Here is a 19704-nt window from a genome sequence, read left to right as displayed (position 1 = left end):
TGCGCACCATGCTGGGAGCGCCGGAGCCCTTGATGCCTGCGGCCCCCGCCGCGGTGGGGTGGGCCTCACCGCACGGGCGAGCCTCAGTTCGTTCCCGCCGTGTTCGATCCGAACGGTGCGCTGAGGCCCGCCACGTCAGGGGGCTCGCGCTCCCACCTGGTGGCGTCGCTCGCCAAGGGACGAGTCCTAGCGGTGGTGCCTGCCGAGGTTGACGAGGTGCTCCCCGGCGATACCGTGAGTTTCATGTTGAGCCATCTGGAGATCCTGTCGTGAACGACTTCACTCACCTTGACGACCGGGGCCACGCGCGCATGGTTGACGTCACCGCCAAGCAGCCGACCGTGCGGGAGGCGACGGCCGAGGCCTTCGTGGTGTGCGCGCCCTTCGTCGTCGAGGCGTTGCGCGGAGGTGGCGTGCCCAAGGGCGACGCGATTGCGGTGGCCCGCGTGGCAGGCATCGCTGCGGCCAAGCGCACACCGGAACTGCTGCCGCTCGCCCACGTGATCGGGGTCCACGGTGTCACCGTGGACCTCGACGTGGAGGACGGCGGGGTCCGCATCGTCGCCACCTGTCGCACCGCCGACCGCACCGGCGTCGAGATGGAGGCGCTGACGTCGGCATCGGTCGCGGCCCTCACCATGGTCGACATGGTGAAGGGGCTGGACAAGGCCACCTCGATCCGTGAGGTGCGGCTGTTGTCCAAGCGGGGCGGCAAGTCGGGGGACTGGACGCGGGCGTGAATGTTGATGCGCTCGTTCTCGCAGGCGGCCGCGCCACGCGCCTTGATGGTGCGGACAAGGGAGCGCTCATGGTGGGTGGCGCGACCCTCCTGGAGCGGACCCTTGATGCCGCGTCGGGCGCTCGTACGACCGTGGTGGTGGGGCCACCCGAGGGTGTGCCTGCCGAGGTGCTGACTGCCAGGGAGGTGCCCCACCACGGAGGGCCGGTGGCCGCGATCGCCGCGGGGATGGCGGCGCTACCCACGCCTGCCGCCGACGCGGTCCTTGTGCTCGCCTGTGACATGCCCTATGTGGCCGATGCGGTGCCGGTTCTCCTGGAGGCCTGGCACGGGGACGGAGCGTGGGCCGTGGATGCCGATGGGCGCACGCAGCCCCTCCTCGCGGTGTATGACGGCGCCACGCTGCGGGCCGCGATCGCGAGCGTGGGCGAGGTCGGGGGCGCGTCGATGCGACGGCTCACGGAAGGACTTGCCATGGTGGAGGTTCCCGTGGCTCGCGCGGCGGCAGACGCGGATACCTGGGAAGATGTGGAACGCCTGCGGAAGGAGTTGTCATGACGAATACTCAGGCTCGAGGTGTGGGTCGAGGCCCTCGCCGGTGAACTTGGCATTGATACCGCCGTCGTCGACGTCCAGCGTCTTCTTGACGTGGCCAGGGACGCGGCCCACGCCGTGGCGCGCCCGAGTGCGCCGCTGACGACCTTCCTGATCGGCTACGCCGTGGGACAGGCAGCGATAGCAGAGGATGGCTTTGACGAGGGCGCCGCGATGGAGGCGTTCGAGCAGGCCCTGGCCACGGCGACGGCGTTGACGGCTTCCTGGACTGAGGAGATGCCAGGCTGATGGTGACGGTGCGACTGTTCGCCGCAGCGGCCGAGGCCGCGGGAGTGGACGAGGCGTCGATGACGCACGAGCCCTCGGTGGCGGCGCTGCGTGAGGCGCTTGCGGCGCGCTTCGGTGCGGATTTTTCGCGTGTCCTGAAGCAGTGTTCGATCGTCGTCAACCGCACGCGCGCGAGCGATGACGTCCCCGTGCCCGCGGGAGCGCTCGTGGATGTGCTACCTCCCTTCGCGGGAGGCTGAGGCGCGCCTCAGGTGTAGGTGCTGACCTCGGGCGCGATCTCGCATGTCACCGCGGTGCCGGGGGTGACGAGGGCAGGCGGCGAGGTGACCGGATCGACGTCGCTCGCGAGGATGCCTTCGGGCACGTCGACCCACACCCGCGTGGACTCCGCATGTGCCTCGACTCGCGCGATCGTCCCTGGCAAGCCCCCACCCGTGACGGCCAGAGTGACCTGTGCGGGTGACGGAGCGAGGAATCCGGTGGGCGTGCGCAACAGGCCGCGCCCGGCCAGCCTGGCCGTGAACTCGTGCCGCGGACGGGTGAGGACATCGGCCCGCGTGCCCTGCTCGGCGACCCGTCCTTCGTGCATGACGACAACGTCGTCGGCCAGCAGCGCGGCATCGAGCAGGTGATGGGTGGCGATGACGGCCGTGACGTTCGTGAGGAGACCGGCGAGCAGGGCCCTGACCTCGCCTGCCGCATCGACATCGAGGGCGGCGAGCGGTTCGTCGAGCAGGAGGACAGTGGGCTCGGTGGCAAGCGCCCGTGCGATGGCGACTCGCTGCGCCTGGCCACCGGAGAGCGACTCTGCGCGGGCGAACGCAAGGTGGGCGACGCCGGTGCGCTCGAGCCAGCCGTGGGCGGCCGCACGCGCGGCGTCACGGGACAGGCCTCGCGCACGCGGGCCAAAGGCCACGTTCTCGAGCACGCTCATCCCGGCGAACAGGGAGGGGTCCTGCGTCAGCAGGGTGATGGGGCGCCGATGCGGGGGTACCCAGGTGCGGTCGTCGTGACAGGTCAGCGCCGGGGATTCGCCCACGGTCACGGACGCCACGCCGGGCCGCAGGAGGCCGGCGGCGACCGCGAGCATGGTGGATTTGCCCGAACCGTTCGGTCCCAGCAGCGCCACCGTCCGTCCCGCGCGCACGCTCAGCGAGGCGTCGACGCCTCGTTCCGGCACGGACGCCGTGCATTCCAGGCCGGTCATCGGACTTCCGGGGTGGGGCGCGCCGATGCCCGCGCCGCGCGGGCAGCGCCACCGTAGGCGAGGGCGACCACCAGCAGTGCCACCACCACCAGCACGAGCGACAAGGCGACCGCCGCATCGGGGTCCATCTCGCGCTGGAGGTAGATCTCCAGCGGGATGGTGCGTGTCACGCCCTCGAGGGATCCCGCGAAGGTCAACGTGGCACCGAATTCGCCCAGGGCACGGGCCGCGGCGATGACGGTTCCGGCGACGAGCGCGGGCCAAACCCGGCGCAGCGTGACGCGCCGCAGGGTGGTCCATGGCCCCGCTCCGAGTGTCGCGGCCGCGTCTTCGTAGCGTGTCCCGTCGGCGCGCAGCGCACCCTCGAGGCTCAGCACCAAGAAGGGCAGGGCGACGAAGGTCTGTGCGAGCACCACGGCCGTCGTGGAGAACGCGATGTCGATGCCGAGCGCCGCAAGGCTCTCGCCCAGGAGTCCACGCTTGCCGAAGGCGTACAGCAGCCCCAGTCCTCCGACGACCGGCGGGAGCACCAGGGGAGCCAGGACCAGCGTGCGCACGAGCGTCTTGCCGCGAAAATCGACGCGCGCCAGGAGGACCGCCATCGGTACCCCGAGCAGCACCACGAGCGCCGTCGACGCGGCGACGGTCCGTGCCGACAGTGCCACCGCTGCGAGGGACGCCTCGCTGGTGACGAGCGTTGGCAGTTGCGACCAGTCGACCCTCGACACCAGACCCAGGAGTGGCAGCACGATGAGGGCTGCGCCCGCCACCGCAGGGATGGCGAGCCACCGGGGCGTGACCGTGGCGCCCGCGCGCGTGCGGGGCCGGGCGATGGTGGAGACGGCAGCCGTCACGGAGCCCCGAACCCGAACGTCGCGAGAGTTGCCTGCCCGTCCTCGGACAGTACGTACTCCACGAACTCCTGTGCGAGAGCGGGGCTGACCGACTCCGTCAGTGTCGCGATCGGATAGGTGGTGCTTGCCGCTGCGGTGACAGCGTCGTCGCCGCCTAACGCGACCGCATCGGCCGCACCGTCCGAGCCCGCCACATCGGTGACATAGACGAGGCCCGCATCGGCCTGGCCCGACGTCACCTTCGCCAGCACGTCAGTGACCGCCTGCTCCTCGCTGACGGGGGAGAGCGTGACGCCTGCGGCGGCTTCGACCTCCTCCGTCACGGCGCCGCACGGGACGGGCGCGGCGCACACCACCACGGTGGCGTCCGAAGCGGCAAGGCTGGCGAGGTCCGTGATTCCCAGGGGATTGCCGGGAGCGACGGCGATGGTGAGGGCGTTGGAGGCAAAATCCTCGGGCGTATCCGCGAGTCCCGCGTCGGTGACCACGGACATCTGCGCCTGGTCTGCCGAGGCGAACACGTCTCCCGGCGCGCCTTCGGTGATCTGAGCCGCGAGCCCAGACGAGCCGCCAAGGTTGAGCGTCACGTCCACGCCCTCGTGCGCAGCCTCAAAGTCGGCCTCGATCTGGCCCATCGCTCCGGTGAGCGACGCCGCTGCGTGGACGGTGAGCGTCTGGGGTTCATCGCTCGCGCTGCACGCCGCAAGGGAGACCACGAGGGCGGTGGCGACCGCAATGCCGGCAACAGGAGGGGCGGTGAGACGGGTCATGCGATGCTCCTGGGCTTCTCGACGATGACGGTGGTGGCCTTCACGACAGCCGTGGCGACCACGCCAGGCTCGAGGCCGAGCTCGCGCACGGCCTCCGCGCTCATGAGGGACACCACCCGGTGGGGACCGCACTGCAACTCGACCTGGGCCATCACGGCATCGGCGATGACGTGGGTGACGATGCCGACGAACTGGTTGCGTGCGGAGCGTGCGACACCACTCGCGTCGTGGGTGGCGTGGGCCCGCTCGCGGGCGTGCCGCGCCACGTCGACGCCGTCGACGAGGACGCGGCCCGAGGGGTCTTTGACGGTCGCAATGCCGTCGCTGTCGATCCAGCGTCGGACGGTGTCGTCGGAGACGCCCAGTAGCGAGGCGGCCTCGGTGATACGCAAATGCGGCATGAAAGAGAGCCTAGTGTCGCGTTTGCGCCACGTCTACGCCGTTTCCGCAGGCAGATGCGTCACCTTAGATGGCGAGTTCTCCATGGGTGTCGCTCGTGGGCCGATGCCCCACCTCGGCGCCAAGGCCGAAGTAGTGGCGGAAGGCGTAGATGGTGGGCTGCCACTGGCGAGGGTCGATGTGCTGCGTGCCCGGCTTCACGATCTCGGGCAGGGCGTGCACGCGCACCACCTCGGCCTCGACGATCGCGTAGTCGCCCACTCCTGGGGTGATACGGCGCACCCTGGTCTCGAACTGCAACGCGCATTCCTTCACACGCGGCGGCGTCACCAGGTCGGACGGCACGGGGGAGAGGCGGGCCTCGGCGAACTTGTCGGCGGCGAACCGGGTGCGGGGGAGGCTTGGCGGCCGGGACCTCCTCGCGCCCCGTCGTGTCGGCGAGCACCTCGACGGAGGCCCACAGGGAGGGCGAGGGAAAGTTGACGGTGATCTCTGGATGCGCCGCGACGTTGTCGTAGGTCCGCGAGTCCGTCTCAAGCCCCAGTACCAGGTGCGGGCCAAGGGCCCAGTAGGAGGACATGGGTGCGAGGTTGATGGACCCATCCGGATGGGCCGTGCCCAGCAGCGCCACCGGCGTTCCCACGTAGTGAACCTTGGGCGTCACGACGACGTGGGCGGCGGCGGGTGTGGGCACGGGAGGACCTCCGATGGCGGTGGATAGAGTCGTCTTGCGAGACTACCGAGGGAGGGGACGTGGCCACGACCTTCGCCGTGAAGCGCATCTATGCATCGCCCGAGGAGGCCGATGGCTATCGGGTGCTCGTGGATCGCCTGTGGCCGCGGGGGATGAGTCGCGAACGTGCCGCGATCGACGCATGGAACAAGGACGTGACCCCCAGCCCGGCGCTGCGCGACCGCTGGCACGCGAACCGGGAGGCGTTCGACGAGTTCGCGGCACGTTACCGCATCGAACTGGCGGAGTCGGGGGCCATCGATGCCCTGCTCGCGGCGACCCGTGACCGGCCCCGCGTGACGTTGGTCTATGCGTATCGAGACCCGCAGCGCAACCACGCGCTGGTACTGCTGGAGGAGATTCGACGAGTCCAGCGGCGCGCGGAGGAGGCCGGGGATCTGGGGGCGGGCTAGCCGCCGATGGCGCTCATGGGCCGGTCCGGCTGCAGGAACCCCGGGTCGTCGATGTCGTGGCCGGGCTTCTTGAGGCGCAGGTTCGCGGCGATCGCGTCCGCGAGGTCGGCATCGCTGCCACCCCCACGCAGAAGGCCGCGAAGGTCCGATTCCTCCCGGGAGAACAGGCATGCGCGGAGTTGTCCATCCGCGGTGAGGCGCACGCGGTCGCACGTGCCGCAGAACGGCGCCGTCACGGACGCGATGACGCCCACGGAGGCGGCCGTACCCTCGATGTCCCACACCTGCGCCGGTGCCGCGCCGCGATCGTTCCGTTCGATGAGGGTCCATTCGGCGCGCAACGCCGCCAAGATTTCCTCGCCTGTGACCATCTCCTTGCGATCCCAGGTGTGGCCTCCATCGAGTGGCATCTGCTCAATGAAACGCATCTGATAGCCGTGGTCGACGCAGAATCGGGTGAGGTCGGCCACTTCATCGTCGTTGACACCGCGCATGGCCACCGCGTTGATCTTGATCGGGTGGAGACCGGCCGCCTCGGCGGCGGCAATGCCGGCGAGCGTCTCGACGAGCCTTGTCGCGCCGGGTGAGCTCGTGGAACCGGTCCCGTCGCAGGGTGTCGAGAGACACGTTGACGCGGGCGAGTCCAGCATCCCTCAGGGCCGAGGCAAGCTGTGGCAGCCGCAGCCCGTTGGTGGTGAGTGAAATCTCCGGATGTCCGTGCGGGCCGTCGAGGTGTGCGAGCCGGTCCACCACGTCGACGACGTCGGCGCGCAGGAGCGGCTCGCCGCCGGTCAGGCGGATCTCCTCGATGCCCATCTCCACCGCAACTCGCGCGATGCGCACCATCTCATCGGTGCTGAGCATGGAGTCGCGCTGAAGCCACGGGACTCCGTCGGCGGGCATGCAATACGTGCACCTCAGCGAGCAGCGGTCGGTCAGCGAGATGCGGAGGTCGCGGTGGACGCGGCCGAAGCGGTCGGTCAGGCCCGGATGCGTCATGAGATCCCTACCCAGGTGTGTGACCCGTCCGCGAGAATTTCGCGCTTCCACAGCGGTACCTCCGCCTTCACTCGCTCCACCAGCGTCCTGCAGGCCTCGAAGGCCTCCGCACGGTGCGCGGAGGCGACGGCGGCGACGATGGCGACCTCTCCCACGCCCAGGTGGCCGATGCGGTGGCTCACCGCCACCCGCACGTCGCCGCCCGCCGTGATCTCGCGGGCGATGGCGGCGAGGGTTTGCTCGGCATCGGGGTGGGCCGAGTACTCGAGCGCTACCACCTCACCACTGACCGATGGGTCGTGGTCACGGACCAGCCCGATGAACGTGGCGACGGCGCCGTCGGCGCTGGTCGTCACCGCGGCGACGTGTGCTGGAGCGTCGAGGGTGGCGTCGGTGATCCGAGAGATCAATGGTCACCTCCGGCCACCTGCGCCGCCAGGTGCGCCAGGAGGGGAAGCAAGGTGGCAATGCCCTCGCGCGCTGCGCGCTCGGACCCCGGCAGGTTGATGACGATGGCGCGCCGCGGGCCCGCCGTGACCCCCGCAAGGCCGCGGCTGACGGCTGCCATCGGGGTCGAGGCAGCGCCCTCGCGGCGCAGCAGTTCGGGTAGGCCAGGCAGCCGCTGCGCCAGCAGGGGAGCAGTCGCCTCTGGCGTCACATCCCTGGGGGCCACGCCCGTGCCACCGGTGCTGATGATGATGTGGGCGCCCGCGTCGCGCGCGGCAACAATGGCGGAGGCCACGCTCTCGAGACCATCGGGAACGATGGTGACCGTCGCGGTTCCGTGTGCGGCACGGACGGCCGCTGCGATGGCCGGCCCGGCAGTGTCCTCCGCAGCGCCAGCGGCGCAGCGATCGGACACGGTGATGACGGAGACGGTGAGCCCGGCGAGATCGCTCGGCATGAATCCTCCAATGGTCCCGGGAGACGCCACGGTACCCCTGGGACGCGACGCCGGTGTGGCGGCACCCTCACGCGCCGGGGTGCGCCACCGTGAGGAGCCGTCTAGCGCGTGGTGCTGTCCTGCCCGTCCTCGCCGTCGATCGAGTCGAACAGTTCGTTGTACAGGAGGGAATGCACCTTCTCCACGTCCGGAATATCGTCGAACTCGAGCGGGTCGTCCGACGCCGACTCGATGATGAGGGTGCCGGTGCGGAAGAGCCGATCGATCAGGCCATGCCGGAACTGCACGGTGTTGATCCGCTGCAAGGGAATGTCGATGCCCGTCTTGGTGAAGACGCCGGTGCGGAAGATGACCCGTCGGTCGGTAATGACAAAGTGCGTGGTCCGCCACCTGATCCACGGCGCGACGGCGAGCCAGGCCAGCAGAACCACGCCCGCCACCGCGAGGATGATCGCGATCCACGTCTCGAGCGAGGCGCTCCAGTCCGTCGACCCCAGCCACCACCACACCAGCACCACGCCGACGATGGCCAGCACCGACACCGCGATGGGCCAGAACAGCGCCTTCCAGTGCGGGTGACGGTCGACGACCACGTCCTCGTCGGGGGCAAGCAGCGCGCGCGGGTATCCCATGGCGACACTCTAGTGACGCACGTGCCCGGCGCGCCGGACGGAACTCGTCATCGCATCGGCCGTGTCGTGGTGTCAGTCGCGCCGCGATGGCTCCCACCCCCGGCGTGGGGCACGGTTGCCCGTGGGCTGGGCGTCCCGCGAGCGGTACACCACGTAGGGGCGCGCCACGTACTGCAGCGGCGCAGAGAACACGTGGACGAGCCTCGTGAAGGGCCAGATGGCGAAGAGCATCATGCCTGCGATCGCATGCAGTTGGAACCACATCGGGGCACCCGCCATGGCCGCGCCGTCGGGCTGGAAGATCAGGATGGAGCGGAACCAGACCGAGACGTCCTCCCGGTAGTTGTGGCCGTCGTTGAAGATGCCCGACGCCCACCACGACGCGAGGACGCCGAGCGTGACGGCGAGCCCGAGGAACACATACATGATCTTGTCGCCGGTGGAGGTGCGTTCCAGCACACGCGTCACCGTCCGCCTGCGGTAGATCAGCAGGGCGAGCCCGACGATGGTGCAGGCGCCCGCCACGAGGCTGAGCGGCAGCGTGAGGACGTGGTAGGTGTGCTCATTGATGCCCATGGCTTCGGTCCAGGACTCGGGAATCATGAGGCCGATCACATGGCCCGCGATGACCGCGAGCATGCCGAAGTGAAACAGCGGCGAGGCGATGCGCAGCAGACGCTTCTCGTAGAGCCTGGCTCGACCTCGTGGTCCACCCGAACTTGTCGTAGCGGTAGCGCCAGATCAGCCCGGTGATCATGGTGGCGATCACCGTGTACGGCAGTGCCACCCACAGGATTTCCATGGCCGCGCTCGGTTCGGCGGCCGCGACCTCGGCGAGGATCATCGTCTTCCTCCTTGGGATTCGAGCACGGGGAGGAGAGCGAAGGGTTCGAGCCCCACGCTTTCCTGCGGCGGGCCCTGGCGAGCGAGTTGCGTCATGCGCTCGCGGATCTCGTCGGTCAACGGCGGCAGGGTGGCGAGGATGCCGTCCACGACCGCCGCGTAGGGAGATTCCGCCTTGGCGAGTGCCTCCCGCAGCAGGCCGATGGACACGCGGTGCTCCACCAGGAGGGCGTCGCCGGTGAGGCGATCACCCCGTGCGGCAAACTCCAACACCACCGACAGGTGATCGGGAAGGCTCCTCGTCGCCGATGCTGAAACCGTGCTCGAGGTAGGCCTGCTTGAACCTGAGGATCGCGAGACCCCGGTTGCGGGTATCGCCGTCCGTCCAGAACGACAGGTACGGGCTGGTGCGGCGCTTGGTGTCGAACGTCGCGACGTAGTGCTTCTGCAGTTCCACCAGATCGGTGGCGCGCAGGTGCGACGTGAAGCGCGTGAGGGGAGTCCCCACGGCGGCGGGTGCCTGCGTACATACTGCTTCGATCGCGTCGAGGCGCCCGATGAGCCTCGGTGTCCGGATACCACAGCAGCCAGGACGCGGCGAGGCGGGCCGCGGCAATCTCGTCAGTCATCGGAGCTCCTGATCTTGGGCATGCCGAGCGCGACGCCCTTGCCGTCCCAGTGAGGAAGGTCCACCGCGGTGGACGTGGCGAGAGAGCCGGAGGCGCGTTCGGCCCTGACTGCCTTGAGGACGTGGAACGACTCGTTGCTGACCGCCCGCGGAGGGGGCGAGGCGAACTGGCCGGGTCCGCCTTCGCCGTCGAGCGCGCAGGCGAGGTCGTCGAGTTCCTGCGCCACCTCGGCGTGCGCGGCGGGGATGACGTAGCGGTCTTCATACTTCGCGACCGCGAGGAGTCGGTACAACTCCATCAACCGCAGGCTCCGTGAGGCCGACGGCCTCCGCAAGGCTCGGGTCGAGGATCGTCGCCGATGTTGACGTCACGCATGTAGGAACGCATGGCCGAGAGGGTGTCGAGGCTGCGCAACACGGGTGCGGCGTCGCCGGCCGTGAACAGTTCCGCGAGGTACTCGACCGGGATGCGCAATGATCGCAGCGCCCCAAAGAGGTTGTCGGCGTCCTCGGCATCGTGCCCCGTCTCGCGCAGCGCATCGACGATGGGCGACAGCGGGGGGATGTACCAGACCATCGGCATGGTGCGGTATTCCGGGTGGAACGGCAGCGCCACCCGGTACTCCTTCGCCAACTTGTACACGGGCGACTTGGTCGCGGCGACAATCCAGTCCTCGGCGATGCCGTCCTTGCGGGCCTGGGCCTGCACCGCAGGGTCGTTCGGGTCGAGGATGAGGTCGAGCCTGAGCCTCGTAGAGGTCCTTCTCGTTGGGGGTGGCGGCAGCGGCGGCAACCCGGTCAGCGTCGTAGAGGAAGAGGCCCAGGTATCGCAGGCGTCCCACGCACGTTTCGGAGCACACGGTGGGTTGGCCCGCCTCGATGCGGGGGTAGCACAGCGTGCACTTCTCGGCCTTGCCGGTGTTGTGGTTGAAGTACACCTTCTTGTACGGACATCCCGTGACGCACATGCGCCAGCCGCGGCACGCGTCCTGGTCAACCAGCACGATGCCGTCCTCGGAGCGCTTGTACATCGCGCCCGAGGGGCAGGATGCGACGCAGGCGGGGTTCAGACAGTGTTCGCAAATGCGCGGTAGGTAGAACATGAAGGCCTGTTCGAACTCGAACTTGACCCTGTCCGTGACGTGATCCTTGATCTTCTTGATGACGGGGTCCTGGGGGCCGTACTCCGCGGCGCCGCCTAGGTCGTCGTCCCAGTTCGCGGACCACCGAATGGCCATCGGCTCGCCGGAGATCGCCGAGTGCGGTGTCGCCACGGGGGTGTGTTCCGTGGGAGGCGAATTCAGCAGCGTGTCGTAGTCATACGTCCACGGCTCGTAGTAGTCGGAGACCTCGGGAAGGACCGGGTTGGAGAAGATCGACAGGAGGCGCTTGGTGCGCCCGCCCTGCTTGAGGACGAGCTTTCCTCTCCGGTTGAGTTCCCAGCCGCCCTTCCACTTGTCCTGGTCCTGGTAGGTACGCGGGTAGCCGAGCCCGGGGCGCGTCTCCACGTTGTTGAACCACGCGTACTCCATGCCGTCGCGGTTGGTCCACGCCTGCTTGCACGTGACCGAACATGTGTGGCAGCCGATGCACTTGTCGAGGTTCATCACCATGCCGACCTGAGCCATGACCTTCATCGGTACGTCACCTCCTGGGAGCGGCGGCGGATCAACGTGACTTCGTCACGCTGGTTTCCTGTGGGGCCGTAGTAGTTGAAGGCGAAAGACAGGCTGCGCGTACCCGCCGATCAGGTGTGTGGGCTTCAGCACCAGGCGCGTGAGCGAGTTGTGGATGCCGCCGCGACGCCCGGACTTCTCCGACAACGGCACGTCGACCAGGCGATCCTTCGCGTGATACATGTACACGGTGCCGCGTGGCATGCGGTGGGACACCACGGCACGGGCCACCACCACACCGTTGCGGTTGTACGCCTCGATCCAGTCGTTGTCCTTGACCCCGATGGATTCGGCGTCTTCCACACTCATCCAGACATCGGGGCCGCCGCGCGACAGCGACAGCATGTACTGATTGTCCTGGTAGTTCGAGTGGATAGACCACTTCGAGTGGGGTGTGAGGTAGCGCACCTCCACGGCGGCGCCGTCCGGCTGGGGGCCATCCTGGCTGATGCGCTGCATGTTGAGCGGCGGTCGGAACGTCGGCAGTTGCTCACCGAGTTCCGTCATCCAGTCGTGGTCGATGAAGAAGTGCTGGCGTCCGGTCAGCGTGTGCCACGGCTTGAGCCGTTCCACATTGATGGCGAACGCCGTGTAGCGCCGGCCGCCGTGTTCCGATCCAGACCACTCGGGGCTGGTGATGACGGGCACCGGCCGTGCCTGGGTGTCCGCGAAAGTGATGCGGTTGCCCTCGTGGTCCTCGGCGAGGTCAGCGAGCCTCTGGCCAGTGCGCTTCTCGAGCGCCCGGAATCCCTCGACCGCCACGCGCCCGTTCGTCGTACCGGACAGCGCGAGGATCATCTCGCAGGCGTCCCGAGCCGTGGTCAACGAGGGACGTCCGGCCATGGGGCCATCGGCGATGACGCCGTTGACCTGGGCGAGCAGTTCCACCTCGGGCGCCTGCTTGAAGGCGACGCCCTTGGTGGCGGTGCCCAGGCTTCTCGATGAGGGGGCCCACGGCGCTCATCTTGTCGCCGATCTGCGTGTAGTCACGCTCGACGAGGATCAGCCAGGGGCCGTGACGCCGGGCACGAAGTCGACCTCTCCGGCCTTCCAGTCCTTGACGATGCCGCCCGGCGTCGCCATGGCGTCCGGGGTGTCATGGCTGAGGGGCGCGGCGACCAGGTCGGTGCGGGTGTCGAGATGGCCCACCGCGAGGCGCGACACCTCGCGGCCCAGGCTCCTGGAAGGTGTCGTAATCGCTCTTGGTCTCCCACGGCGGAGAGATCGCCGGGGTGAAGGCGTGCACGAAGGGGTGCATGTCGGTACTCGACAGGTCGTGCTTCTCGTACCAGGTAGCGGCCGGGAACACGATGTCGGAGAACACGCCCGTGGACGTCATGCGGTAGTCGATGTCCACGAGGAGATCGAGCCTTGCCGTGGTCATCGTCACGCCACACCACGTCCGCAGGGCGCTTCTCCGGCGAGGTCTGCTCGGCGCCCACGGAGTGGTCGGTGCCGAGCAGATGGCGCAGGAAGTACTCGTTGCCCTTCGCGGACGAGCCGAGCAGATTGGCGCGCCACACGGTGAGCACGCGCGGCCAGTTCTCGGGCGCATCGGGATCCTCGACGGCAAACTTCACGGTGCCGTCGTTGAGGCGCGGGCCCAGGTACTCGCCCGGCGTCTGGCCCGATGCCTTGATCGCGTCGCCGAGGTCGAGCGAGTTGGTGTTGAGGGTGGGATAGGTGGGCATCCAGCCCGAGCGGGCGGACTGAGCGAGTGTGCCCATCATCGACTTGCCCGCGAAGGTCCCTTCGCCGAGCGGCGAGGCCAGGGCGTCGGGGCCCAGCGCGTCATACTTCCACTGGTTGGTGTTCACATACGCCCACGCGGTGGTGATCATGTGGCGCGGTGGCCGCGTCCAGTCCAGTGCGTTGGCGAGCGCGGCCCAGCCGGTGACGGGGCGGCACTTTTCCTGGCCCACGTAGTGTGCCCAGCCGCCACCGTTGACGCCCTGACAGCCTGTCAGGGTGATCAGCGACAGGAACGTCCGGTAGGTCGTGTCCGAATGGAACCAGTGGTTGGTGCCAGCGCCGAGGATGATCATGGAGCGCCCCCGGACTTCTCGGCGTTGCGGGCGAATTCTCGCCCGACCCGCTCCACCAGGGCCGCGGGCACGCCCGTGATGGGCTCCTGCCATGCGGGCGTGTAGGGCTCGTCGTCGTCGTAGCCCGCCGGCCAGTCGCCGGGAAGCCCGTCGCGGCCCACGCCGTACTGCGCGAGCATGACGTCGTAGACGGTGGTCACGAGTCGCTCGCCCGCCACGGTGTCGAGGCGGCCCACGGGTACGCCGCGCCGATGCGCCGTGCCGCCCTCGTGGGTGTCTTGCGGAGCGTCGAAGCGGGGCAGCAAGATTTCCGCCGCCTCGGTGCCCGATGCTTGGTACATCGACAGTGCCGGGTCGACACCCTCGAGGTCGAGGTTCCACTTGCCTTCACCCTCGGCCCCGAAGCGATGGCCAAGAGAGCCATTGGGCACGTGGGGGCGGCCCGTGGCGGCGTCCACGAGAACGGTCTTGAACTGCGCGTTCTCGCTGGTGTCGCCCAGGTCCGCGGCCGTGACGAACTTGTCCGGGACGTACGCCCCGTCCTTCTCCTTGAGGGTGATGAGGTACGGCAGGTCGCTGTAGCGCTTCACGTAGTCGACGAACCGGGGCACCTGCCGGTCGATGAAGAACTCCTTGAGGATCACGTGACCCATGGCCATCGCGACCGCGCCGTCCGTGCCGGGGTGCGGGCTCATCCACTCGTCGGCGAACTTGGTGTTGTCGGCGTAGTCGGGGGAGACCACCACGACCTTCTGGCCGCGGTAGCGCGCCTCCGTCATGAAGTGCGCGTCGGGAGTGCGGGTGACGGGCACGTTCGCCCCCACATGATCAGGTAACTCGCGTTGTACCAGTCGGCGGACTCGGGCACGTCGGTCTGGTCGCCAAACACCTGCGGCGAGGCCACGGGAAGGTCGCAGTACCAGTCGTAGAACGAGAGCATGGAGCCGCCGAGCAGGGAGATAAAGCGGCTGCCCGCGGCGTGGGACGCCATCGACATCGCCGGAATCGGCGAGAAGCCGAAGACACGGTCCGGTCCGTGGCGCTTGATGGCGTGCACGTGGGCGGCCGCGACGATCTCCTTGGCCTCGGCCCATGACGCGCGCACCAGGCCGCCCTTGCCCCGTGCGCGTTGGTACGAGCGCCGCGCCTCCGGATCGTCCTGAATCGACGCCCACGCGTCAACGGGGTCCTTGTGTGTGGCCTTTGCTGCGCGGTACAGGCTCGAGGAGCGTGGCACGGATGTAGGGGTATTTCACGCGGGTCGGAGAGTAGGTGTACCAGGAGAAGGCGGCGCCACGGGGGCAGCCGCGAGGCTCATACTCGGGGCTGTCGGGCCCCACCGACGGATAGTCGGTCTGCTGGTTCTCCCAGGTGATCACGCCGTCCTTGACGTACACCTTCCAGGAGCACGATCCGGTGCAGTTCACTCCGTGGGTCGAGCGGACGATCTTGTCGTGGCTCCAGCGGTCCCGGTAAAAGACATCCGCGCCGCGGCCGCCCTTCAGCGTCACTGACCTCAGGTCATCGGACACCTCGCCCTTGTGGAGGAAGCGTCCGGCGTTGACGAGGAAACTGCCTGCAATGGTCCGGTCGACGGGGTCCGTGGGGGTCATCGGCTCTCCTCAGATGTGGCGCGATGTGCAGGGGTCGCTGCGCCGTCGCAGTGGCCCGTCTTTAGCACTCTGGCAGATTGGAGCACCCCTCGCAAGGCGAGCCGGGACTAACGTCCTACGGATCGATTCGCCTGGTACCTCACCCTTTTACGCATCAATGGTGTGCGTAAATGCGTCCGCCGGGCACGCGGTGTTGGAAGCCGCTAGCGTGGGTCGGGACGGTATCCCACGGAGAGGTGAGATCACATGAGCGAGGCTGGGGCGTTGCCCGCGCGCAAGGGCTCGGAGTGGTTGACGGACTGGGATCCGGAGGGTCCCGACTGGAACAAGTCGCTCGCGTGGCGGACGCTGTGGGTCACCACGTTCAACCTCACGCTGTGCTTCATCGTGTGGTTCCTGGTCTCGGCGGTGGCGCCCGTCCTCAATGACCTTGGTTTCGACATCTCGAAGTCGCAGGCTCTACTGGCTGACGTCGATGCCCGGACTCTCGGGCGGCCTGCTGCGCCTGGTGTGGATGTTCCTGCCGCCCATCCTGGGCACGCGCCGGCTCGTGACGTACTCGACGGGCCTCCTGCTGGTGCCCATCATCGGCTGGGCGCTCGCCGTCCAAAACCCCGAGACGCCGTACTGGTTCCTGCTCTTCCTCGCCTTCCTCACGGGCATCGGCGGTGGCGCCTTCGCCGGGTTCATGCCGTCGACCTCATACTTCTTCCCGCGCTCCAAGGCAGGCACCGCGCTCGGCGTCCAGGCCGGTGTCGGCAACTTCGGCGTCTCCATTGTTCAGGCTCGCCACCCCGTGGATCGTTACTTCATGCTGCTGGGCGGCGCCTTCTCGTGGGCGATCGGCGACCCGCAGACCATGACTGATGCCGCGACCGGCGAATCCGTGGACGTCTGGTATCAGAACGCGGCGTACGCGTGGTCCTCGCTGACGGTGATCGGCACCATCCTTGCGTGGCTCCTGCTGAAGTCCGTGCCCATTCGCGTCTCGAAGGTCTCGGATCAGTTCGACATCTTCTCGAACAAGCACACGTGGATCATGACCGTGTTGTACGTGGTGAACTTCGGCGCCTTCTCCGGTTTCGCTGCCATCTTCGCGCTGCTCATTGACACGACGTTCGGCACCGACGTCTTTGGCGACGCGGGCATCAACCCGGCGCAGTACGCCTTCCTCGGCGCCCTGATCGGCTCTGCGGCGCGTGTCGCCTTCGGCCCCGTGTCGGATCGACTCGGGGGAGGAAAGGTCTCCGTCTTCGCGTGCGCGGGCGTCGCCGCCTCCTGTGCTTACACGGCGTTCCAGGCTGTCTCCCGACTCGGTCGACGACTTCCCCAAGTTCCTGTGGGGCATGCTCGCCATCTTCTTCTTCTCCGGCGCGGGCAACGCCTCGACCTTCAAGCAGATGCCGTCGATCTTCGAGCGCCGCCAGTCCGGCGGCGTGATCGGCTTCACCGCCGCGATCGCCGCATTCGGGCCGTTCTTCTTCTCGGTGATCGTGGCATCGGCCCCCGAGGCCGTGCTGTTCTGGTGGTGGGTGGCGCTTTCGCTCGTGGGCACCGCCCTCGCGTGGTGGTACTACGCCCGTAAGGGTGCCGAGAAGCCCAGGCCAGGCGCGGCGCGCGACGGTGGCGCGGCGAGCGCGCGCCGCGCAACCGTCGCGACACACCGCCGCCACGCGGCGGACATGATTCCTGGTTAACGTGGGGTCATGAGCGCAGCGGCGACCCCTGGAGCGGATACACGCCGTCCGCGGCGTGGGATGAGGCGATGGACCTCGACGGCAACGTTCGCGAGCACTATCGGCACGTCTACACCGAGATCGACCGCATGAGTGGAGACGACCTCTACTCCCGAGCGGAGGCGCTTGCCTCCACGTATCTCGCTCAGGGCGTGACCTTTGACCACGCCGGCGAGGAGCGTCCGTTTCCTCTCGACATCGTGCCGCGGGTGGTGGGCTCCGATGAATGGGACATCATCTCGCCCGGTGTCGCGCAACGGGTCAGGACACTTGAGGCCTTTCTCGCGGATGTGTATGGCTCGCAGCGTTGTGTGACCGATGGTCTCGTGCCGCGCCGCCTCATCGCCTCCAGCCAGTACTACTACCGCCAGGTGGCGGGGGTAGAGCCCGCCAACGGCGTGCGCGTCCACGTGGGCGGCATTGATCTGGTCAGGGACCAACACGGCATCTGGCGCGTGCTCGAAGACAACGTGCGGGTGCCGTCGGGGGTGAGTTACGTGCTCTCGAACCGGCGGGCCATGAGCCAGATGTTCCCGGAGATGTTCGGAGCGATGGGGATTCGCCCAGTCCTCGAGTACTCGCGGCGTCTGCGCTCGGCCCTGGCGAAGTCTGCTCCCGAGGGGGTGGACGACCCGACCATCGTGGTGCTCACGCCCGGCGTGTACAACTCGGCGTACTACGAGCACTCGCTGCTGGCGCGGACCATGGGCGTGGAGCCTGGTCGAGGGGCGCGACCTCGAGACCGTCAACGGCCGCGTGTACATGCGCACCACGGCAGGCAGGCGTCGGGTCGACGTCATCTACCGCCGGGTGGACGACGACTACCTCGATCCCGTCCAGTTCCGGCCCGATTCCGCGCTCGGGGCGCCGGGACTCGTGAACGCGGCACGCCAGGGCAACGTCACCATCGCCAACGCCATCGGCAACGGCGTGGCCGACGACAAGGCTCATCTACACCTACATGCCCGACCTCACCCGGTACTACCTCGAGGAAGACCCCATCCTGCCCAACGTCGACACGTGGCGGCTCGAGGAACGCGACGCGCGTGAGGAGGTGCTCGACCGGCTCGACGAACTCGTGGTGAAGCCCGTCGACGGCGCGGGCGGCAAGGGGGTGCTCATCGGGCCCAAGGCATCGAGCGCCGACCTCGCTGCCGCGAAGGAGCGCATCCTCGAGGACCCGCGTGGTTGGATTGCCCAGCCGGTCGTGCAGGCTCTCGACCGTGCCAACCTTGACCGAGGACGGGCTCGAGCCGCGCCACGTGGACCTCCGTCCCTTCGCCATCAATGACGGCGACGACGTGTGGGTGCTGCCCGGTGGCCTCACCAGGGTTGCGCTGGAGCGTGGCCAGGCTCATCGTCAACTCGTCTCAGGGGGTGGGTCCAAGGACACGTGGGTGCTCGGTGGCGTGCGGGATCGCACTCCGCGTCAGGCACCCGAGGCCAAGGTCGAGTTTGGCGGCATGCAGGCGGTGCCGCAGACGGCACACCCCGAGGACGCGGTCGCGGGCCAACAGCAGCAACAACAACAGCAGCAGGCGGAAGGAGGCTCGGAATGCTGAGCCGTATCGCCGAGTCGCTGTTCTGGATTGGCCGCTACGTGGAGCGTGCGGACAATACCGCCCGCCTGCTCGACGTCCACCTCAACGTCCTGCTCGAGGACCCCTGGGTCGATGAGCCCAGCGCCAACGCCTCCATCCTGACGGTGATGAGCGCCGAGGCGGACGGCCCCGTGACCCGGTCCGATGTCCTCCAACGTCTCGCCTTTGACCGCGACAGGACCTCCTCGATCGCTGGCTCGCTGATGGCCGCACGCGAGAACGCCCGGCGTGCTCGCGAGGTGATCTCGACAGAGGTGTGGGAGTCGCTGAACACCACCCGCATGGAACTCTCACGATGGTCGCGAGCCGCGCGTCCACATGAGTACTTCGTGTGGGTGCGCGAGCGCACCGCGGTGGTGCGCGGGCTCGCCTCGGCCACCACGTCCCGCGACGACGCCTGGCACTTCCTCGAACTCGGCCGTTCGCTTGAGCGCGCAGACATGATCGCCCGCCTGCTCATGACGCGTTCCCTTGACGGCACCACGGGGCCCGACTGGACCACGCTCCTGCGCACCTGCTCCGCACACGAGGCATACCTGCGGACCGTGCGCGCCCTGGTCACGGAGGAACGCGCCGCGGAGTTCCTGCTCGTAGACCGGCTCTTTCCGCGTTCCATCGCCTACAACCTCGACATGGCGGAGTCGATCCTCGCGGACATCGAGGGGTCCGCGCGTTCCCGCACTCTCGCCGGGCGTGCGCAACTGGCCCTTGGCCGCGCCCGCACCAACCTCGAGTACTCGCCGGTCAGGGAGATCCTTGACGACCTCGCGTTTCAGATGCAGGCCGTCCAGAAGGCCTGTGCCACGGCATCGGACATCATCCGCGATCGCTACTTCCTGCCCGACGCGACCGTCGTGTGGAACCAGGAGGCATTGTGACCACGCTGCGCATCGAACACCGGACCCACTTCCGCTACGCGGCCGATGTGGGATCGTCCTACAACGAGGCGCGGGTCACTCCTGCGTGGCTTCCACGACAGCGTGTGCTCGACTCGTCCGTGGACATCTCGCCGGTGTCATGGCGCTCCTCCTATCGCGACTACTGGGAGTGCGACGTCACCACCTTCGAG

20 protein-coding genes and 5 pseudogenes are annotated in these 19704 nt (G+C 68.3%); 10 read left to right on the top strand and 15 right to left on the bottom strand.

What is annotated here, in order from left to right; translation table 11 throughout:
- Positions 1-99 precede the first annotated feature (99 nt).
- From QQK48_RS02045 to QQK48_RS02025, 5 genes are read left to right on the top strand one after another with little or no spacing between them, the layout of a single operon-like run.
- Positions 100-273: a hypothetical protein gene (locus QQK48_RS02045; RefSeq protein WP_284327321.1), complete on the top strand. Its 174-nt coding sequence runs from the start codon at positions 100-102 to the stop codon at positions 271-273.
- On the top strand, positions 270-740 hold the full coding sequence (gene moaC / locus QQK48_RS02040) for a cyclic pyranopterin monophosphate synthase MoaC (RefSeq protein WP_284327320.1): 471 nt from the start codon (positions 270-272) through the stop codon (positions 738-740). Before QQK48_RS02045 ends, moaC begins: the two co-directional genes overlap by 4 nt.
- Positions 737-1297 carry a molybdenum cofactor guanylyltransferase gene (mobA, locus tag QQK48_RS02035; protein ID WP_284327319.1) on the top strand — a complete coding sequence of 187 codons (561 nt, stop codon included), beginning with the start codon at positions 737-739 and terminating at the stop codon, positions 1295-1297. The genes moaC and mobA overlap by 4 nt, the downstream gene beginning before the upstream one ends.
- Before the next feature lie 18 nt (positions 1298-1315).
- A complete protein-coding gene (locus QQK48_RS02030; protein WP_284327318.1) occupies positions 1316-1582 on the top strand; it encodes a DUF6457 domain-containing protein in 267 nt (88 codons plus the stop codon).
- Positions 1582-1821, top strand: coding sequence for a MoaD/ThiS family protein (locus QQK48_RS02025; protein ID WP_284327317.1), 240 nt, complete (start codon positions 1582-1584; stop codon positions 1819-1821). Before QQK48_RS02030 ends, QQK48_RS02025 begins: the two co-directional genes overlap by 1 nt.
- Positions 1822-1829: 8 nt before the next feature.
- On the opposite strand, the gene QQK48_RS02020 is transcribed toward QQK48_RS02025, so the two are convergent.
- From QQK48_RS02020 to QQK48_RS20995, 5 genes are all read right to left on the bottom strand, one after another.
- Positions 1830-2762, bottom strand: coding sequence for an ABC transporter ATP-binding protein (locus tag QQK48_RS02020; protein ID WP_284327316.1), 933 nt, complete (start codon positions 2760-2762; stop codon positions 1830-1832).
- 23 nt (positions 2763-2785) lie between these two features.
- Positions 2786-3643 (bottom strand): ABC transporter permease, encoded by an 858-nt coding sequence (locus QQK48_RS02015; protein WP_284327315.1) that lies wholly within the window; start codon positions 3641-3643, stop codon positions 2786-2788.
- On the bottom strand, positions 3640-4413 hold the full coding sequence (modA, locus tag QQK48_RS02010) for a molybdate ABC transporter substrate-binding protein (protein WP_284327314.1): 774 nt from the start codon (positions 4411-4413) through the stop codon (positions 3640-3642). Before modA ends, QQK48_RS02015 begins: the two co-directional genes overlap by 4 nt.
- Complete coding sequence (locus QQK48_RS02005) at positions 4410-4814, bottom strand: TOBE domain-containing protein (protein WP_284327313.1); 405 nt, start codon at positions 4812-4814, stop codon at positions 4410-4412. Before QQK48_RS02005 ends, modA begins: the two co-directional genes overlap by 4 nt.
- Before the next feature lie 64 nt (positions 4815-4878).
- Positions 4879-5415 (bottom strand): flavin reductase family protein, encoded by a 537-nt coding sequence (locus QQK48_RS20995; protein ID WP_284327312.1) that lies wholly within the window; start codon positions 5413-5415, stop codon positions 4879-4881.
- A 150-nt stretch (positions 5416-5565) separates the two neighbouring features.
- Here QQK48_RS20995 and QQK48_RS01995 point away from each other — a divergent pair, with 150 nt between their 5' ends.
- The gene (locus tag QQK48_RS01995; RefSeq protein WP_284327311.1) at positions 5566-5958 is read left to right on the top strand and encodes a DUF488 domain-containing protein; all 393 of its coding nucleotides are present in this window, start codon (positions 5566-5568) and stop codon (positions 5956-5958) included.
- Here the strand turns inward: QQK48_RS01995 and moaA are convergent.
- From moaA to QQK48_RS01950, 10 genes and pseudogenes are all read right to left on the bottom strand, one after another.
- Positions 5955-6957 (bottom strand): annotated as a pseudogene (gene moaA, locus QQK48_RS01990) (GTP 3',8-cyclase MoaA). The gene QQK48_RS01995 and the pseudogene moaA overlap by 4 nt on opposite strands.
- On the bottom strand, positions 6954-7367 hold the full coding sequence (locus QQK48_RS01985) for a molybdenum cofactor biosynthesis protein MoaE (protein ID WP_284327310.1): 414 nt from the start codon (positions 7365-7367) through the stop codon (positions 6954-6956). Before QQK48_RS01985 ends, moaA begins: the two are co-directional and overlap by 4 nt.
- Positions 7364-7861 carry a MogA/MoaB family molybdenum cofactor biosynthesis protein gene (locus tag QQK48_RS01980; RefSeq protein ID WP_284327309.1) on the bottom strand — a complete coding sequence of 166 codons (498 nt, stop codon included), beginning with the start codon at positions 7859-7861 and terminating at the stop codon, positions 7364-7366. The genes QQK48_RS01985 and QQK48_RS01980 overlap by 4 nt, the downstream gene beginning before the upstream one ends.
- Before the next feature lie 101 nt (positions 7862-7962).
- A complete protein-coding gene (locus tag QQK48_RS01975; RefSeq protein ID WP_284327308.1) occupies positions 7963-8493 on the bottom strand; it encodes a PH domain-containing protein in 531 nt (176 codons plus the stop codon).
- Between the two features lie 72 nt (positions 8494-8565).
- Positions 8566-9132: a respiratory nitrate reductase subunit gamma gene (gene narI / locus QQK48_RS01970; RefSeq protein ID WP_348523382.1), complete on the bottom strand. Its 567-nt coding sequence runs from the start codon at positions 9130-9132 to the stop codon at positions 8566-8568.
- Positions 9056-9337: a respiratory nitrate reductase subunit gamma gene (locus QQK48_RS18710; RefSeq protein ID WP_348523381.1), complete on the bottom strand. Its 282-nt coding sequence runs from the start codon at positions 9335-9337 to the stop codon at positions 9056-9058. Before QQK48_RS18710 ends, narI begins: the two co-directional genes overlap by 77 nt.
- The gene (locus QQK48_RS01965) at positions 9334-9612 is read right to left on the bottom strand and encodes a hypothetical protein (RefSeq protein WP_284327307.1); all 279 of its coding nucleotides are present in this window, start codon (positions 9610-9612) and stop codon (positions 9334-9336) included. The genes QQK48_RS18710 and QQK48_RS01965 overlap by 4 nt, the downstream gene beginning before the upstream one ends.
- Positions 9584-9844, bottom strand: a complete 261-nt coding sequence (locus QQK48_RS01960) for a nitrate reductase molybdenum cofactor assembly chaperone (RefSeq protein WP_284327306.1) — start codon at positions 9842-9844, stop codon at positions 9584-9586. Before QQK48_RS01960 ends, QQK48_RS01965 begins: the two co-directional genes overlap by 29 nt.
- 113 nt (positions 9845-9957) lie before the next feature.
- A pseudogene (gene narH, locus QQK48_RS01955) lies at positions 9958-11601 on the bottom strand (nitrate reductase subunit beta).
- Positions 11598-15298: pseudogene (locus QQK48_RS01950) on the bottom strand (nitrate reductase subunit alpha). The pseudogenes narH and QQK48_RS01950 overlap by 4 nt, the downstream one beginning before the upstream one ends.
- 475 nt (positions 15299-15773) lie before the next feature.
- Here QQK48_RS01950 and QQK48_RS01945 point away from each other — a divergent pair.
- From QQK48_RS01945 to QQK48_RS01930, 4 genes and pseudogenes are all read left to right on the top strand, one after another.
- Positions 15774-16883, top strand: a complete 1110-nt coding sequence (locus QQK48_RS01945) for an MFS transporter (RefSeq protein WP_348523380.1) — start codon at positions 15774-15776, stop codon at positions 16881-16883.
- A 180-nt stretch (positions 16884-17063) separates the two neighbouring features.
- Positions 17064-18596, top strand: a pseudogene (locus QQK48_RS01940) (circularly permuted type 2 ATP-grasp protein).
- Positions 18590-19513 (top strand): alpha-E domain-containing protein, encoded by a 924-nt coding sequence (locus QQK48_RS01935; protein WP_284327305.1) that lies wholly within the window; start codon positions 18590-18592, stop codon positions 19511-19513. The pseudogene QQK48_RS01940 and the gene QQK48_RS01935 overlap by 7 nt, the downstream one beginning before the upstream one ends.
- A pseudogene (locus QQK48_RS01930) lies at positions 19492-19695 on the top strand (transglutaminase N-terminal domain-containing protein); the annotation flags it as partial. The gene QQK48_RS01935 and the pseudogene QQK48_RS01930, both read left to right, overlap by 22 nt.
- Between the last annotated feature and the right edge of the window lie 9 nt (positions 19696-19704).

It is taken from the genome of Demequina litorisediminis, assembly GCF_030161615.1.
GTDB lineage: Bacteria > Actinomycetota > Actinomycetes > Actinomycetales > Demequinaceae > Demequina > Demequina litorisediminis.
This window is presented reverse-complemented; position numbering and strand designations above follow the sequence as displayed.